The sequence below is a fragment of the Pseudoalteromonas tunicata genome, assembly GCF_002310815.1.
In the GTDB taxonomy this organism is placed as follows: Bacteria; Pseudomonadota; Gammaproteobacteria; order Enterobacterales; family Alteromonadaceae; genus Pseudoalteromonas; species Pseudoalteromonas tunicata.
The window spans coordinates 3,789,559-3,807,041 of sequence record NZ_CP011032.1; the positions used below are offsets into that span (position 1 = coordinate 3,789,559).

General features: G+C 40.2%; 17 protein-coding genes. 7 read left to right on the plus strand and 10 right to left on the minus strand.

The window, feature by feature from the left end:
• Nucleotides 1-56: 56 nt before the first annotated feature.
• From PTUN_RS17195 to PTUN_RS17210, 4 genes are all read left to right on the plus strand, one after another.
• Nucleotides 57-713 carry a hypothetical protein gene (locus tag PTUN_RS17195; RefSeq protein ID WP_009839063.1) on the plus strand — a complete coding sequence of 219 codons (657 nt, stop codon included), beginning with the start codon at nt 57-59 and terminating at the stop codon, nt 711-713.
• A gap of 132 nt (nt 714-845) precedes the next feature.
• Nucleotides 846-3,605 carry a CHASE domain-containing protein gene (locus tag PTUN_RS17200; RefSeq protein ID WP_009839062.1) on the plus strand — a complete coding sequence of 920 codons (2,760 nt, stop codon included), beginning with the start codon at nt 846-848 and terminating at the stop codon, nt 3,603-3,605.
• Between the two features lie 35 nt (nt 3,606-3,640).
• Entirely contained in the window at nt 3,641-4,774 is a 1,134-nt protein-coding gene (locus PTUN_RS17205; RefSeq protein ID WP_009839061.1) for a GNAT family N-acetyltransferase, read from the plus strand.
• Between the two features lie 128 nt (nt 4,775-4,902).
• Nucleotides 4,903-5,247: a hypothetical protein gene (locus PTUN_RS17210; RefSeq protein WP_009839060.1), complete on the plus strand. Its 345-nt coding sequence runs from the start codon at nt 4,903-4,905 to the stop codon at nt 5,245-5,247.
• On the opposite strand, the gene PTUN_RS17215 is transcribed toward PTUN_RS17210, so the two are convergent.
• Entirely contained in the window at nt 5,244-5,849 is a 606-nt protein-coding gene (locus tag PTUN_RS17215; RefSeq protein ID WP_086009679.1) for a DUF938 domain-containing protein, read from the minus strand. The genes PTUN_RS17210 and PTUN_RS17215 overlap by 4 nt on opposite strands.
• A 207-nt stretch (nt 5,850-6,056) precedes the next feature.
• On the opposite strand from PTUN_RS17215, the gene PTUN_RS17220 reads away from it, so the two are divergent.
• On the plus strand, nt 6,057-6,266 hold the full coding sequence (locus tag PTUN_RS17220; RefSeq protein WP_009839058.1) for a hypothetical protein: 210 nt from the start codon (nt 6,057-6,059) through the stop codon (nt 6,264-6,266).
• A gap of 52 nt (nt 6,267-6,318) precedes the next feature.
• Here PTUN_RS17220 and PTUN_RS17225 read toward each other — a convergent pair whose 3' ends face one another.
• The 7 genes from PTUN_RS17225 to PTUN_RS17255 are packed head-to-tail and all read right to left on the minus strand — an operon-like array spanning nt 6,319 to nt 12,333.
• On the minus strand, nt 6,319-7,392 hold the full coding sequence (locus PTUN_RS17225) for an alpha-hydroxy acid oxidase (protein ID WP_009839057.1): 1,074 nt from the start codon (nt 7,390-7,392) through the stop codon (nt 6,319-6,321).
• Complete coding sequence (locus PTUN_RS17230; protein WP_009839056.1) at nt 7,389-8,765, minus strand: tetratricopeptide repeat protein; 1,377 nt, start codon at nt 8,763-8,765, stop codon at nt 7,389-7,391. Before PTUN_RS17230 ends, PTUN_RS17225 begins: the two co-directional genes overlap by 4 nt.
• Nucleotides 8,765-9,397 carry an energy transducer TonB gene (locus PTUN_RS17235; RefSeq protein WP_009839055.1) on the minus strand — a complete coding sequence of 211 codons (633 nt, stop codon included), beginning with the start codon at nt 9,395-9,397 and terminating at the stop codon, nt 8,765-8,767. The genes PTUN_RS17230 and PTUN_RS17235 overlap by 1 nt, the downstream gene beginning before the upstream one ends.
• A complete protein-coding gene (locus PTUN_RS17240) occupies nt 9,398-9,799 on the minus strand; it encodes an ExbD/TolR family protein (RefSeq protein ID WP_009839054.1) in 402 nt (133 codons plus the stop codon). It abuts the gene before it with no gap.
• Nucleotides 9,789-10,172: a MotA/TolQ/ExbB proton channel family protein gene (locus PTUN_RS17245; RefSeq protein WP_009839053.1), complete on the minus strand. Its 384-nt coding sequence runs from the start codon at nt 10,170-10,172 to the stop codon at nt 9,789-9,791. The genes PTUN_RS17240 and PTUN_RS17245 overlap by 11 nt, the downstream gene beginning before the upstream one ends.
• Entirely contained in the window at nt 10,173-11,519 is a 1,347-nt protein-coding gene (locus PTUN_RS17250) for a MotA/TolQ/ExbB proton channel family protein (RefSeq protein ID WP_009839052.1), read from the minus strand.
• A complete protein-coding gene (locus PTUN_RS17255) occupies nt 11,512-12,333 on the minus strand; it encodes a DUF3450 family protein (RefSeq protein ID WP_009839051.1) in 822 nt (273 codons plus the stop codon). Before PTUN_RS17255 ends, PTUN_RS17250 begins: the two co-directional genes overlap by 8 nt.
• 139 nt (nt 12,334-12,472) lie before the next feature.
• Between PTUN_RS17255 and PTUN_RS17260 the strand changes: the two genes are divergently transcribed.
• A complete protein-coding gene (locus tag PTUN_RS17260; protein WP_040644021.1) occupies nt 12,473-14,719 on the plus strand; it encodes a TonB-dependent receptor in 2,247 nt (748 codons plus the stop codon).
• Between the two features lie 92 nt (nt 14,720-14,811).
• Entirely contained in the window at nt 14,812-15,504 is a 693-nt protein-coding gene (locus tag PTUN_RS17265) for a Fe2+-dependent dioxygenase (RefSeq protein ID WP_009839049.1), read from the plus strand.
• 45 nt (nt 15,505-15,549) lie between these two features.
• Here the strand turns inward: PTUN_RS17265 and PTUN_RS17270 are convergent, their stop codons facing one another.
• Both PTUN_RS17270 and PTUN_RS17275 read right to left on the minus strand, forming a co-directional pair.
• The gene (locus tag PTUN_RS17270; protein WP_040643994.1) at nt 15,550-16,425 is read right to left on the minus strand and encodes a class II glutamine amidotransferase; all 876 of its coding nucleotides are present in this window, start codon (nt 16,423-16,425) and stop codon (nt 15,550-15,552) included.
• Between the two features lie 311 nt (nt 16,426-16,736).
• Nucleotides 16,737-17,447, minus strand: a complete 711-nt coding sequence (locus PTUN_RS17275) for a LipL32 family surface lipoprotein (protein ID WP_009839047.1) — start codon at nt 17,445-17,447, stop codon at nt 16,737-16,739.
• Between the last annotated feature and the right edge of the window lie 36 nt (nt 17,448-17,483).

Below are 17,483 nucleotides of genomic sequence, written 5' to 3' on the forward strand. Positions count from 1 at the left end.
AATAGGTACGATAGTTGCAAGAGTTTTTTTATCTCTTTGATAATGAATGAGCAACTATGAATTCTATTAACCCATATCAGCAACCTAGCACTGACTTTTTGGCACAAAATGCTAATCAGCAGGCAACTGCCGCAACCACTGCGACCTCAGATACAAACAACAATGCACAAACCACCCCAGCCCAAACATCACAAAGTTCGGTGTATATTTCAGAGCGCAGTAAACAACTATTTGAAGTGAATAATCAGTTTTTTCATAATAAAAAAATCGCCTTTGACGACATCCCCCAATATATCAATGAACTCCATACCAAGGGCCTACTCAGTAGCGATCAATACCAACATTTAAGTAGCAAAATAAATGCGAAAAATGATACTGGAAACCAACCTCAGGGTGAGCTGGCGCGGTTTGTTACCAATTTAGCCGATGCATTAAGCGCTGAGTCTCCAGAACATGTATTATTAAAACCGCTGCAGCAAACCGCCGATTTATTTGCAAGCTTAGAACAAGGCAAACAGCTTGATGCTAAAGCATTAAAAGAAGCGCAGCTGGGCTTTAATCAGTTTTTTAATACTGATGAATTTAAACAATTACCAACTCAAGCTCAGCAAGGGTTAGAAAAAATCACTCAAATGTTAGCGGTAGTTGCTAAAACAACGCAATCGCCTATCGATAAAACTTCAGCATACAAAGACATTGCTAAGTTATTTTAGCTTAAAGTGTGACATATCTGGCGTTAGGCTATACTTGGCGATGACTTTGAAAAATACGGTAAAATCAATGTGTAATCTAACAAAATTGCTTTTATCATAACCAAATAATCAGATTGGATTTGTGGAGTTAATTTGTTCGAGCCAAATGCTATAAAAAAGCGTTATCACATTGTGCTTTATCTCATTCTAACGCTTGCTTATGTGTATAGTGGCAAAATTTTTTCGTTGTTTTCGGGTCAATCTCAAGTGGTTTTTATCTGGCTACCCGCTGGCGTTGCTTTATTTGGCGTATTTTTGTGGGGGCTGCGCTTCGCACCAGCAATCTTTATTGCATCGTGTATTTTTAACTTCAGTGCAAATCCTAATAATCAACTGATTGATTTAACCTCAACTTTAGGTATTGAAATTGGGTTAATTGCTCTGGGAGCTACTTTACAAGCCAGCATAGGTGGTTTGATTTTACGCCGCTTTATCGGCAACCCTCTAATTAGCACTTCAACGATTAATATTATTGCATTTGTATTTGGGGTAGGTGTTTTAGTAAATCTCACCTCTGCCAATATTGGGGTGTATGCATTAAGCACTTTTAATGCAGGCTATAGTGATGACAAACATTGGCAAAACGTACTTAACTGGTGGCTGGGTGATTCATTTGGTGTCTTACTAGTCGTTCCTTTTTTACTTGCACTACACCAACTTTTAAGTAATGACGAAGCAAATAAAAAAGGGTGTTGGATTATAATAGCCACCTCAAGTATCGCTTTTTTATCGGTTACTTTTACCACACTTATTTTCGCCAAGAACAGTCAACTCAATGCGTTAGAGCTCAGTAAAAAAGAAGCTAGAGTGATTGAAAACAGCGTCTATCGCCAGCTCAATAACAGCCTTGTTCAAATCCATAGCCTGGCAAGTTACATTCAAAATACCTCTTTATTAACCAAATTCAAATTCGAACAGTTTGTCAGCGAACTAATGATCCATGACCCCTCAATTAAAGCAATGTCATGGAACGCAGCGATACATGCAAACGAACTAACGGCATTTGAAACTAAATTAAAAAAATCTTATGGCGAGCAAATTACAGTCCGAGGAGCACAGTTAATAAATACTGACCCTTTAATTGTGATAGAGCTTATTGCTCCTTTGGCTGATAACAAATCGGCACTGGGTTTTAATGTAAACTCAGATCCAAAACGTAAATTTGTTTTAAGCCAAGCTGCTTATACCGGTATTCCACAAGCAACATCAATCCTACAACTCGTTCAATCTAAAGAGCCTGAGGCCGGGTTTTTATTATATGCCCCTATTTACACAATAATTAATAACTCGCATTTTGATGTGATGGAGCAACAACCATCAAAAGAATTATTTGGCTATGCGACTGGTGTGTTTTTGGCGCAAAAACTCATTAATCAAGCAATCACGGCCAGACAACAAAAAATGTTTAAATTTGAGATTTATGAGCCCAGCAAAAACACCGCTTTTTTAACCAATATAGAATCGCAAAATCAAAACAAAACACTACAGCTACTTGGCCAGCTAAATGTATTGTCACTCACTTTTAATTTTGCTGGTCAAACATGGTTAATGAATCTACAACCTACTGAGGAGTTTTTAGCGCACGACCCAAACAACTTTGCTCAGATCCTTTATATATTTCAAGTCCTTGTTATTTCTTTTATTATTTTGTTGACGCTGTTAATGAATAACCGCCAAACGGTGCTAAAACACTTGGTGACACTTAAAACTCACGATCTACAATTAGCCCGCGCTCAAGCAGAACAAGCCAATAAAGCAAAAAGTCGCTTTTTAGCCAATATGAGTCATGAAATTCGCACCCCGCTAAATGCAGTTATTGGCTTCTCGCAACTGGCGAAACAAACCGATGACTCGGTAGTATTAGGCTCCTATATTGACAAGATATGCTTATCATCCAATACCTTGCTTAACATAGTGAATGACATTCTTGATATTTCCAAAATTGAGTCAGAAAAACTTGTACTTGAACAAATTCCTCTTGATTTACACGCCCTACTTAACCGTGTCAGTATTATCTTTGAACCGATAGCCACACAAAAGTCATTGCAATGGCAGCTTGATAATCAACTGCCTAATCAACAATGGTATGTAGGTGATCCAACCCGTATTGAACAAATACTTATAAACTTATGTGGTAATGCAATTAAGTTTACTCACTCAGGATTTATTAAATTAACCGCCCGGCAAATATGCTTAAATGAACAGCAAGCTCAGTTAGAAATAGCGGTGTCAGATAGCGGAATAGGTATTAAATCAGAAAATTTAAAAATGCTCTTTGATGCATTTACCCAAGCCGATGACTCAACATCTCGTCGATTTGGTGGCACAGGATTAGGCTTAACAATTAGCCAAGAATTAAGCCATTTAATGCAAGGTAACATCACAATTACGAGTAAAGAAGATGAAGGTAGTACCTTTGCCTTTCACTGTCATCTACCAATTTGTGACCCGCAGATAGAAGCTGAAATACCTGTTACCGCTGATATTAAAGGCATGCGCATTTTAGTGGCCGAAGATAATCCAATAAACCAAATTGTGATCACTGAAATGCTAAAAACACTGTCGATCGAAAGTACGCTTGCCAACAATGGCGCAGAAGCATTAGAGCTACTCAAAACCAATAACTTTGACTTAGTATTAATGGATTGCCAAATGCCAGTTCTTGACGGTTACGAAGCAACCAAACAAATTAGAGCGCAAGCACAATGGCAGCATTTGCCTGTAATCGCGCTCACAGCCAACGTTATGCCTGAAGATAAAGCTTACGCCTTAGAAGTTGGCTTTAATGCACACTTAGCAAAACCCCTTGATTTAAAGAAATTAACCCAGTGTCTTGCTCAATTTAAAGTGTAAGATAAACACACTAATTTACTGATCAATTAACTGCTATGTTTCAGTTTGAATTTATTGATGATCTTACTCAAATCAAGGCACATACTTGGGATGCACTGCTACATGGCGATCCATTTGTTAGCCATGCATTTTTACTCGCGTGTCAGCAAAGTCAGGCCGCAAACAATGCGTCAGGCTGGTATGCCCGCCATTTACTGATTTATCACCATTCACAATTGGCGGCCGTGTTGCCGGGTTATTTAAAAACGCATTCCTATGGTGAATATGTCTTTGATTGGTCTTTTGCTGAGGCATACGAGCAACATAATCTTGCGTATTATCCGAAATGGATTTGCGCTGTTCCTTTTAGCCCAATTTGCGGTAACCGCATTGGCTGTGTAGAGCTTAATAACGAACTAATTGATTATATTAATCAAGTACTCACCACCACCTGTCAGCAACAAGGTTGGTCGGGTTGGCATATTAATTTTTTACCACAACCTCATAGTGACCAACTTGCACAAATCCCTGTTATGCAGCGGATTGGTGTTCAATTTCAATGGTTTAATCAAAGTTATCATAACTTTGATGCGTTTTTAGCGCGCTTTACCGCAAGAAGGCGTAAAACGATTAAGAAAGAGCGGCAAAAAGCACTGGCCGATAACATTAGCATCGAATGGCTAGAAGGAGAGCAAATCAGCAGCGAACTGATGGCACAATTTACCTTGTTCTATCAGCAAACTTACTTAAAACGATCTGGCCATTTAGGGTATTTTAACCAAGATTTTTTTGCACAATTACACCGCACCATGGCCAATCATTTGGTGATTATGCTAGCAAAAAAAGACCACGAAATTATTGCCGCAACGCTCAGTTTAAAAAACCAGCATACCTTGTATGGCCGCTATTGGGGCGCAAAAGATAACTATGACTTTTTGCATTTTGAATTGTGTTATTACCAAGGTATTGAATATTGCATTGAGCATAAACTAATGTGTTTTCATGCTGGGGCTCAGGGTGAGCACAAAATTATGCGTGGTTTTGAAGCTGTAGTGACTTACTCAAACCATTACATTAGCCACCCTGATTTTAGCCGTGCTATTGGCTCATTTTTTCAACAAGAACGCCAGCAAATCTTACATTATCAACAGCAATGTTTGAGTTTATTGCCATTTAAAAACGAGTCGTAACAGAAAAAATAATAGCCAACTTGGTACATGTATATTAAATTTAGATATCTTTTCGGTACTAAATACGTGCTAAAACGTCCAAAGTTAATCAGTACCTTACACAAAAAAGGAATTAAAATGGAATTAAAATGGAATTAAAAGCGAGAGTTTTATTAATCTACGGGCTAATACCGCCGCTGTTCACTATCGATGGTCCTTTTTTAATTGTTGCTTGGTTACCTTATTTAATCTGTAGTTATTTTTATTTTACTAAACGATACCTGCTTGCTTTTAGCGGAGCAATTTTGCCTGCGATATTCGATACGCTCTTGCTTTTTTCACGCTCAGGAAGCCATTCATCCGTTGATTTTGGCATCGCAATCGTTTATGTGGCCCCATTGTTTAATATGCTGGTGTTGATGCCTATCGGACTCGTGGCTTCTGATTTATTCATGCGGCTTAAACGTAAAAACACTCCACCTGAACATGTTTAGCGCACTTCATGCTGCTGCTTTTCAAATACTAAAAGCTGGTTATTAGCAGGCATTACCGTATCACTGGTTAATGCTAACCCTACCGATTGTGCCAATTGCACTACGTCTTCTATATTTCGAACACCTCGGGCGCTATCATGGGCTTTGAGCCACAGGTCAAACTGTGCATTACTCTCGCTGGTAAATTGGCCTTGGTATTTAAACGGTCCATACACCACTAAACGGCCTTGTAAAGCGAGGTGTTTACCAACACCTTGAAAAAACAATTTAACCAACTCCCAACTCATAATATGCAACGTATTTGCGGTGAATATTCCATCAACTTGCACAACTGGCCACGCAGCGCTTACATCTAATTCAAGAGGGGGTTTTAAGTTGGGGCTTGGCAGCTCATTACGCCACGCATTAATACCATAGTGATTAACGGTTAGATCTGTGGGTTGCCAAATTAAATGAGGTAACTGCGCTGCAAAAAATACCGCATGCTGACCCGAACCCGAACCAACTTCAAGTACCTTTGAAGTCGTAGTAAAAATCTTTTTTAATTGTTCCACTATCGGTATTTTGTTGTTTTCACAGGCTTGTGAAAAAGGTGCTGCAATCATAATAACAACTTTGTGTTCAATGGATTGCCTTACTATAATTTATTTTAGCCACTGCACCAAGGTGGCAGCAAACTGCACAAAGCCGTTGCATCTTGCATTGCACTACAATCAATCAAAAATAAAGTTGTTTAAAAAACAGTAAGTTAATATTTGGTATAAAAAATGCTGTTTTAATTAGCAACCAAAATAATGAGGAATATCATCATGAACCATATTTCATTATGTCAAAAGCTAGAAAGCTTTTACCCTGCCGTAGATCAAGCTTTATTTGAAAGTAATAGCCAATACCGTACTGAAGTACTCAATTTATTTGCTCAACAAGAGCAACAACTTGAAGCATTAAAAGAACAATTTAGCGATCAAGCCAGCAGCGGGATTACCGCTGAGCCGCGATTTGTATTGGGTTACAATTAATGAGTTGATAATGCCTAATTAAAAACAATAACTTTAATTAGGTATTTCCGGTTTACGTTTGAAGTGTTATCAGATGCTTAGTAGAAATATCAGCAATACTAGCACACCCACACAGCGCCATTGTGAGTTGTAACTCATCTTTTAAAATTCTTAGCATATGTGCCACCCCAAGCGGTCCCGCAGTTGCTAAGGCATACATGATTGGCCGACCTATCAAAACTGCATCAGCGCCTAGTGCCAACGCTTTAAAAATGTCGCTGCCACGGCGAATTCCACTATCACATAAGATTAAGAAATCATTACCAACAGCTTGGCGGATTAGCGAAAGCATCATCACGCTTGCGGGCATGGTATCGAGCACTCGCCCACCATGATTTGAAACCACAATGCCAGCAACACCAAGCTCTTTTGCTAACATAGCATCTTCAACAGCAATAATACCTTTTAAAATCACCGGTAAATGCGTTGAGGCCATGATCTGCTTGATAGTCTGCCAAGTCGGTGCAGCATTTAAACATGCCTGTAACCCCTGAGGTGATTGAGTCGCTGTGATGTTAACGGCACTGACGCCTGCGGGTAATACAAAACCTGCTCGCTGCTCTCGGTTGCGCAGCCCATTAATCGGCGCATCAACGGTAATCACTAACGCACTATATCCTGCGTATTCTGCACGTTGAATAAGTGCCAGTGTATCGTGCCAATCTGGTTGTACATACAACTGAAACCAGCAGTCTGCACTTTGTTTATAATCAATGACTTCTTCAAGAGCTGTGCTGGCTAAAGTACTTAAAATATAACCTATATCTTGTGCAGCAGCGCCTTGCATACTACCAACCTCACCACTTGGATGAGCTAATTTTTGATATGCTACGGGGGCGAGTAACATCGGAAATTGATGCATCTGTCCAAGTAAATTAACTTGGGTATTAATGTTCGTCACACCACTTAATACCCGAGGTATTAATTGCCAACGCGCAAAAGCACTTTCATTTGCTTGCTTAGTCAGCTCGTCAGCGCTTGCACCATCTATGTAGTGCCAAGCAGGTGATGGTAATAGTTGCTCAGCATAACGTCGGTAATCCGCCAAACAAGCGATATCGGCTGGGATTGTAGTGAGTGCACTCATGATTGCTGGTTACTTAAACGCTGTAAAATCTCAAGGTTATTTTTGAGATCACTTCGAGTTGGATTTGCTTTTAATACTTTATTCAACAATGCCATCGCACTAGCGTAGTCTTGTTGATTTATTTCTAATTGCGCATGCCCTAACCATGCTTGTTCTTGCGTTTCACTTAAGGCTGCTGCACGAATAAAATATAACTCAGCACGGCTGTAAAGTTGCAACTTAGCAAAATGTTCAGCCAACGAAATTAATACCTGACCATTATTAGCATTTAATTCAAGTGCTTGCTGGTAATGCTTTAACGCTGATTCGGCCTTATTTTGCGCAAGTGCAATTTGACCTTTAAATGTATAAAACTGACTTTGTGCCATAGGAGCCAACTGGTCAGGTCGGGTGAGTTGATTTAATAGCGCCTCAGCTTCGCTAAAGTTATTATTTTGGATCAACCAAGCAATGGCATTTTGCAGCGCATCAAATTGCAAGGGATCGGTGTTTAATACGGTACCAAGCAATTGACTAGCTTTAGCAAGTGAGCCGTGCTGCAAATGCAATTGCGCGATTAAAATTAGGTTTTCTAACGCGCTATCACCTAACCGATGAGCCATTTCAAAACTAGCTAAAGCATGTTGATATTGTTGCAAACCGAGCGCAATTTGACCACGACGCAGCCAAAGTGCTTTGCTGTCAGGCTCTTTACTAAGTAGCTCAGCGACTAATGCTTGTGCACTTGCTAATTGCTGCGATTGTACCAGCGCAGCGAGTAAACCTTGCTGCCATTGATGATTATTAGGCTCTAATAACAAAGCATTTTGATAACCACTCACCGCTCCCCAGGGCTGCTGAGCTTGTAAATTTAAATACGCTAATTGGCCAAAAACTTGCGCATCGTATTGGCCAAGCGCAATGGTCTGTGCCAAATGCTGCTGCGCTAACTCAATACGTTGCTGCTGCAAATAAATTACAGCTAAACTACGGTGTGATCTGCTTAAGCCCGGTGATAATTTTAGTGCTTGTGTAAAAATAGCTTCGGCTTTATCTAGTTGATCCAAAGCTAAATAAATTTGGCCACTGAGTTGTAACAACGCAGCACTTTTCTCAATCTTTTGGTAACTTTCAATTACTTGCGCTGCCGCTTGATAATCTTGTTTTGCCAGTAACGGTTTAAGCTGCTCAGCAAGGTATTGCTCAGCCATTGCTAATTTAGCTTCATGGTTAGGAATAACGATGCTATCGGCTTGAAATACCCATTGTGGTGAAGGCATTTTTATCTGCACATTGTTGTTATGTATTGAGTTTAAATTAGCTTGTTGCGATGCTTGTGCGCCTACTTGTAATGACAATGCACCGAGCACCAAGATTAAAAGATTTAATTTCATTATTTTTTAAACTCCACCGGCCATATAAAGCGCGCTTTCACCGCCTGACCATTTTTTTTAGGCACACTAAAACGAGATGTTTTAACCAGTTTATGAATACTGCTGACCAGCTCAGGATGAGGATTGTCAGTAATGGCGATTAAACTCACTTGACCTTGTTCATCAATAAACACATCAAGCTTGACTACTACTTGTAAGATTCCTTGGCGTACTAAGCTATTTGGAAATTGCGCTTTAATCGGCGTTAATAGCTGAGGCAAACCATCAAGTTGATCTAAACCAAACGCTTGCCAATCAATATCAAGTTCGGCTTGCCAATCAGTAGGGGGTTGCGTCAGTAAAACAGGTTCTGGCGCTACAATATCGACCTTAACTTGCGGCACTAAGGTTAAGTTTAGTGCCGCACCTTGGCCTGCGACAGCTAAAGTTACTGTTTGCACTGGCGTTTGAGTTTGTTGTTGTACAGGTGGCGGTGGAGGTGGTGGCAAACTTATCGTATGCACTTGTCGCACTTCGACTTTGGCTTGTACTGCATTACTCAGCCATTGATTCAAAAACAGTAACGAAACCGCACTGCATAACAGTAAACAGCTCAGTATTAGGGCGTAAATATGATGTCGCTTTAAACGCATTTACAATACAGTCGCAATGTTAACGCTGCTCGCACCAGCTAGTTTACTTTCATCAATGACTTGCACTAACAACTCTGTGGGTACTTGTTTATCGGCTTGGATCACCACAGGTTGTGGTCGATTTTTTAATAGCTGTGAGACCGTATTACGAACGCCCGAAACAGTAATATTACTGTTGTCATAAATCACTTCACCACTATTGGTGATGGCAATCATAATGACATTACGTTCTAGTTTTTGGCTAGAAAGGGCTTGTGGCTTATCAACTTCAACACCTGTTTCTTTGACAAAAACGGTCGTAACAATAAAAAAAATCAGCAGGATAAACACCACATCAAGCAAAGGTGATAGATCAATATGCTGCTGTTGTTGCTCTAATCTTTTTTGTAAATTAGCGCGCATTAGCCAAACTCTCTTTCACTAATAAGTTATTAAAATAACTCAACAACAACCATGCAGGTACTGCAAGCACCAAGCCAAGTTGCGTGGTCCAAAGCGCATTAGCAATACCTTGCGTGAGCACACTACTAGCCGATAAACTGCCACCTTGAGACATGGCAAAAAATGATTGTAACAACCCCATGATGGTGCCAAGCAACCCTAAAAGAGGCAGGGCATTGATTAGGCAACGTAATGTTTCTATCCATTGTTGATCTTGTGCGCCCGAACCTTGGCTACGAAGCACCACAATAAACAGGCTTAATTTGTAATAAACAAACAATGCCAAAATCAAAATGGCCCACACCACAACATTATCAAACGATTGAAGCTCCATTTATGCGGCCTCCTGCCAAGTAGATGATGTATCAGTATTTAATTGACTGAGATTAACCGCGCAGCTTTCGAGCTCGCCATAATAGGTTTTAGCGCGACGCGATAATAATGCATGGCATAATAATGCTGGGATGGCGACAACTAGGCCAAGCTCTGTTGTTACCAACGCCTCGGATATGCCACCCGATACCGCCGCTGCATCACCGGCACCAAACAGCGTCATTAATTTAAACGTTTCAATCATCCCGCTGACTGTACCAAGTAGCCCAAGCAGCGGCGAAACCGCGGCCGTTATGGCAATAGCACCAAGCCAATATTCCAATTTATGTTTATGGTGCAATAAAGCAGCAAATAATTGGTCATCACGACTTGGGCCTATATTGCTATTTAGACTAATAGCCAATAATTCATGCTGCATGCTTGATACAGCTTGACCAGCTTGCTGCTGTAACCCTTGTAACTCATGACTAGCTTGGGCGGCTGGTAAACTAAAAATATGCGATAAACGCGTGCTTAACCCAGGTAAAATTTGCGGTAAACGCCATAACTGAAAGGCTTTGGCCAACGCAATCAATAATGCAAACACGCCAAAAGCTAAAATAGGTAAAACCCAAATGCCCCCCTTTTTAATATGATCAAGCATCGACTCCTGCGCCACTTGTAAGGTCATTGCACGTTCAAGGGTCGGATCAAATAGCACCTCGCCTTGACCTTGCTGCATTAAGGCTAATAATGCTTGGCTATCGCTTGTAGAAAAATTGAGTGCGACTTGCGCAATCCCCTGATTAATTTGATAGATCCCAGCCTGGTTAGTGCTTTCATCTGCAAACCAGTGCATAGGCCCAACGGTTAAGGTTTTTAATTGCTTTAGCTGTCCGTCTTGCAGTGCCAATTGCTGTAGTTGCCATTGCGGAGCACTCTTTTGGCTCAATTGCGCAAGCTGAGTATCAACTAAAGCAAGTATTGCCGCAAAATCAGTATTATTAGTCGCGGTTTTTACACCTTGCTGCTGCATAAAACGCTGCAATAAATTATTTTGGTAACTATATTGCTGTTGCCAATCGTGTAAACGAGTTTGTAAAGTTTCCAAACTTAACGTTTGTTCATCAGTTGCACGCCGAGCAACGGCCGTTTTAGCTTGCAAAGCTAACACGGATTTTTCTAGTTCACTCAATTGCTGCTGTAAAACTGCATTATCTTTAGCAATACTTTGCTGCGTTTGTTTAAGTGCACGCTCAGCTTGTTGGATATCATTTATTAGCCCTTTTGTGACGTCGTTATTTAAATTTACTGCAGCACCAGCACTTGTATACACAAGCAAAAAAACCAGCAGGATCAATTTATTCATGGCCTACCTCAATATTTAATAATGCATCGTTGTGATTGATCTGTAGTGGTAAACGAATAAATGCGGCTTCGGTTTGTTGCTCAACCATTGCAATGGCTGCACTGATATCACCGGGTTGAAGCGCATCATTTTTTTGCCAGATCCAACCTTGATCCGTTGCCAAACCTTCAAACACTTCTTGGCCATCCAAGCTGATATACCAGCCTCTCGCTATGCCTAGGTACAATTGCTTTACTAATTTTTCATGCTGATCTGGTGTCACTATGGTCGATTGTACAAACGCGATACGCTGATCAAACTCATTTAACTTAGTAAATAAACTGAGTAACAAGGCTAATTTGTCCCCTTCACTGGCGACAGCTAGATCGGTTTCTTGCAACATAATTTGCCACTGCTTTGCTAGTGGAGGAGGTAAACGATCGCGTAAATTATTTACTTTACTAAATTGCATAACCAGCCAGTTTTTTAACTGCTGCTGATCCCGTTCCATATCAGTTTGAAGCGCCAATAACTGAGTTCGTTTTTGCTCAACCTCGCTGCCCTTAGTATGATTTTGTTGCAACAATGTTTTGAGCTGTAGCTGTTCTTGTTTTAGCAATTCAATACGCTGCTGCAAAATAGGTTGCTCTGCAGCCCAATGGGCTTTGAGTGCACTTTGCTGCCCAGATAAATTAAGCCATTGCTGGACCAAAGCGTCAGCCTGCGCAACAGGGTTTGCGCGCAAAGTAACACTAAATAACATTGCCACCACGCCACTTAACCACAACAGATTATTAAAAGAAATTCGTCTGAGTTTTACGTTAGAAATTGCCATTAAAAGTTCATATTCCGAGCTGCTAGAAAAGTTTAAGTTAAATTTAACTTACGATTTGCAAATGATAACGATTAACATTAATATGCGCAACAATTTAAACGCTATTGATAATAATTATCATTTATTGACGGAGAGTTTTATGCGCGTTGTTAACAAAGGGCTAGCTTTACCTTTCACAAAAAAAATCATGACTCAGGCAGTTGCAATTGGTATTGCCTCAATAAGCTTAAACACCCACGCTAATACCGAAGTGAAAGAGCTAGCAACAACGGTGGTTAAAGAAGAAAAGAAAGACGATTATAAAGTTGAAAAAGCGTCGTCAGAAAAATACCAAACATCGTTACTCAATACGCCAAAAACGATTACTGTAGTCAATGAACAAGTATTAAAAGACCAAGGTGTGACAAGCCTAAATGATGCATTACGAAATGTAGCCGGCGTTTCAACTTTTGGTGCTGGTGAAGGTGGTGGTGGCAACATTACTACTAACGATAAGATTACTATTCGCGGCTTTAGTGCTAATGGCAATATTTATATCGATGGCATTCGTGATATCGCAGGTTACTCACGTGATATGTTTAACTTTGAACAAGTTGAAGTCACTAAAGGTGCAAGCTCTAGTATTACTGGTAAAGGTTCATCGGGCGGTAGTATTAACTTAGTAACAAAACAAGCCGAACAAGATGAGTTTAGTAATGCAGAAGCCAGCTATGATGATGCCGAGCGTTTACGTTTAACTCTTGATCATAATACTCAGCTCAATGAAAAAGTCGCATTACGAATTAATGGCTTGTATACACAAGGTGGCGATGCTTTTGATAACGGTGTTGAAGAATACCAAACAACTGCAATTGCACCTTCTTTACGTGTTGATTTTAATGATAGAACATCACTTATTGCTGACTTGCTTTACATGAAACAAGACAATAACCCAATGTTAGGCTTACCTTGGGTGAACGCTGATGCAGCAGCACAACTAGGTTATAAAGAAGGCCCGCTACCAACTCAATTTTGGAATAACTATTACGGTGTTGCCAAACGTGATTTTGAAGATGTATCGGTCAACCTAGCAACCTTGCTTATCGAGCATCAGTTAGCTGATAACATTTTATTACGCAGCCAAACTCGCTTAGCGAGTAACGAAAAACAATCAATATTATCACGTCCACTAGTGCGCTCATCTCGTGATGCTGAAACAGGAAAATATACTTACTTTAATGAAATTAGTGTTGACTGGGTGCAAGCAATTGATCAAGAAAACGATTTATTTGTCACTCAATTTGATGCCATTTTTAATCTCGCAAGCGGTAATATCAAACATGATTTAGTCGTCGGCGCTGAATATTATCAAGAAGAAACGACTCGCTACACCTTATCCAGCAGCCTTAAATTAAACAGTAATTTTGTTAGCATTGATAAGCCAAATACAAATTCACCGTTTAGTGGTGAGATTAGCCGCAGCGGCGAACCAACTGTAGTAAAAGGCACTGGTTTAGCGCTTTACGCTCTCGATAGCATTACTCTGAACGATCAGTGGTTAGCAACTGTTGGTTTACGTTTTGAAGACTACCAAGCTGAAGGTTCAAGTTACGTGCGCCAAGTTATTGATAATAAAAGAGTCAGCGTTTATGTCGATGATTTAAGTGCCGATGGCACTTTCTTTAGCTGGAATGGCTCGCTTGCATATAAACCTAATGCTCAAACGAACTATTATTTTGGTATTGCTAACTCTCAAGATCCGGCTGGGGGTGACTTAGCCTTTAGTGGTAGCAGCTTAGAAGGAATAACCCGCGTCAGCAGCCTTGATCCTCAAGAAGCTAAAACCTATGAGTTAGGCGCTAAATGGGATTTGTTTGCTGAAAAATTACAAATCAGCACCGCGCTATTTTTAACCAAAAAAACAGTATTAGATACTGATCTTGATGGTACTTATTTCTTAGCTGGCGAACAACAAGCTAAAGGATTGGAGTTTTCTGCCAATGGTTCAATTAACGATCAGCTCAGTGTACTTGCAAGCTACACACACCAAGAAACAGAAGTCACACAAGATTATAACCCCGATACGCAAGGCAATGGGTTAAGTGCTGCACCAGAGGATTCTGCAAACGTTTGGTTCAACTACACCTTAGACAAACTAAGCCTAGGTGCAGGTGCTCAGTATTCTTCAGGCAATATTTATTGGCGTCGAAATACCGCTTATTTTGATAGTGGCAGCCAAACGATACTTAATGTAATGGCGGGTTATGATGTAACCGATAAACTAGCGTTACAATTTAATATTGATAACCTAACCGATAAAGAATACGTGACTGATTACAGTGCCCGTGGCCACTTCCGCCCAGGTAACCCTCGTACTATGAAACTGACAGTGCGCTATCAGTTCTAAGTAATTAACCTTGGTAAGGCGGCACTCTGCCGCCTTATTTGTTTTTGGTTAAATCATATTCGTTATCACCGACACAATTAATAAGGCCAAGCATGTTAATTAAAATTCCTGGTGTATTATCTAAATCACAAGTGATTGAATGCCGCGAAATGCTCGCCAGTACTAACTGGGTTGATGGCCAACGTACCGCAGGCCACTTAGCCAAAGACTGTAAACAGAATTTGCAATTACCACAAAATGACCCTGTTGGACTAGAGATTGGCAACTTTATTGTCGCGCGTTTGGCAGACAACCCTTTATTTACCGCAGCAGCATTACCAAACATTATTTTCCCACCGATGTTTAATTGCTATCAACAAGGTGGCACCTTTGGCAGCCACGTTGATAATGCCATTCGTACTTTTGGCAACTCGGCTAATGTACAAGGTCATAAAATACGTACTGATATTTCTGTAACTTTATTTTTAAGTGAACCCGAAAGCTATCAAGGTGGTGAATTGGTTATTGAAGATACCTATGGCGAACAGCGAGTCAAACTTGCAGCGGGTGATATGGTGATTTACCCTTCGACTAGCCTACACCAGGTTACCCCTGTCACTGAAGGGCAAAGACTAGCTAGCTTTTTTTGGATCCAAAGTTTAATTCGCCAAGATGACCAACGACGAATTTTGTTTGACCTTGATAAGAGTATTCAAGCATTACGGGCTGCTGATCCGCAACAACCCGAACTTATTCGCCTTGCTGGCGTTTACCATAATTTACTTAGGCAATGGAGCGAGGTATAAAAAACAACACGCATTTATAACATCACATACGCTGCCACTTTTATGCTACAGGCTAACCTGATACGGTAATTCGATTGGTTTTTGCATCACGCTTACATTACCGTGCGCAATAACAATATGATTACGATCCACCTTAACCCATTGTTCGTCTTCTTCGGTAAAAGGTTCTGAGCAAATCATGATGCTTTGGCGCTCCGGTGCATCACTCACCACAATATCCACCTCACCATTTTGCTGAGTGATTTCACCTTTGGCAAAAAACAGTGATGCCGGTTGCGACGTTTCAAGCGTAGCAAAACGAGTTGCTATAGTATGAAAACCATCCGTGACGGCAAAATTAATAAATGCATTGGTATCAGCACCCGCAGCCTTGCGCAAGCGCATAATTTCACGAATAGTTTCTACCATAGCCAGCTCTAAATCTTCGGCGCTAGCACTTTGTTTAAAATCTAATTTATCCATAAACAAGGCAAAGGCATATTCCGAATCGGTATTACCTTTAATTAAGCCAAATGCTCGGTCAGATAAACCATTAAGCAAGGCGCGTCGAAAGCTATCGAATAAATCTAAACGACCATTGTGCATCCACAAATAATGCATGCACTGAAAAGGATGGCAATTAGCTTGGCTGACCGGCATGCCCTTTGATGCATCACGAATATGGGCAAAATAGTGACCCGTTTTAACTTTTTCGGCGATACTTTTTAAATTTCGATTGCTCCAAGCTGGGTCAACACTAACAAACGTGGCAGGAATAGGGTCTTCATGGTTAGCATACCAGCCCAAACCAAAACCATCTGCATTGGTTGGCACTTTACGCTTTTGTGCATATTTACTTTGCATCACCAAAGAGTTTTCGGCTTCAAAAATTAACGGGGACATTAAGGTGGCAGGGCCACTATAAGTTAAAAAACGACACATCAGCATCACTCACAAAAAACATCAATGGATGCAAATTTAGCTCGAATTAGCGTAAGCGCAAAGTATTAATTAGTAATTTTAATGCTAACCAAATGAATACATTAGAAGATTTTAGAATTAATCCAAACTAAGGCTAACAACTGCCACTATAACCTCTATTTTAGTCAAATCAGTGAGCTATTAATTACCGCCTATTTCACAAGCAAATTACTTGCGGTAATCAAAAATAAAAAGGCTAATCCCAATTGGATTAGCCTATATAAAGTATTTTTTCAACGATTAATAAATCATCTCATTGCGAGTGAATATTATTATTTATTGACTGCTTTATGTAACTGCTCTAGCGACGTTGCCATGGTGATACCAGGTACGTTTGAGCCTACCGTTGCGACAAAAGACCCTTCTACTTTACCTGTTTTATAGGTCGTAAACGCAACACGATACAAACCACGCACTAAGGCTTTTTCTGGTTTACTTACTTGTGATTCAATACGTGTTAATGAGTTATATTTTGCATGGCGTTTTTCTTCATAAGTATCATCGCCATCATCATCGGTATCAAGCACACTGAACACTGACTTTGCATCTTTGATTTTTTCAGGGCTAATAACATCCATGCGCTCCACACGGATCCAGGTATCAAACCATTTCTCTTTATCGGCTTTTAATTTGTCTGCAAAACCCTTTTGTACAAAGTCGCTTTTTTCTGGTTTCGCTAAATCACCCACAGGTGAAATCATGCGTACACCTAATTCGTCAAGTGCGGCAGGTACCCAAATATAAAGATAATAAGCATCCTTACCTTTAATGGTTTCATCTGGTTTTGAATCTTTATCAATATAGCCAAAATAATTCACCGTATTGGCGTAAGGAAGGGCAACCTTAGTAAATCCTAAACTTTTAGTTTTGCTTGACGTTAAGCTTGGTAAACCATCGCCATCTGTGAGGCTATTTAAGCTAAAACCTGCAAATGCAGTGCTACTTACTAACGACAATGCCGCCACGACCAGTTTGATTTTCATCTTTAATTCCTTGATTTAGTATAATTTTGCTTCCGA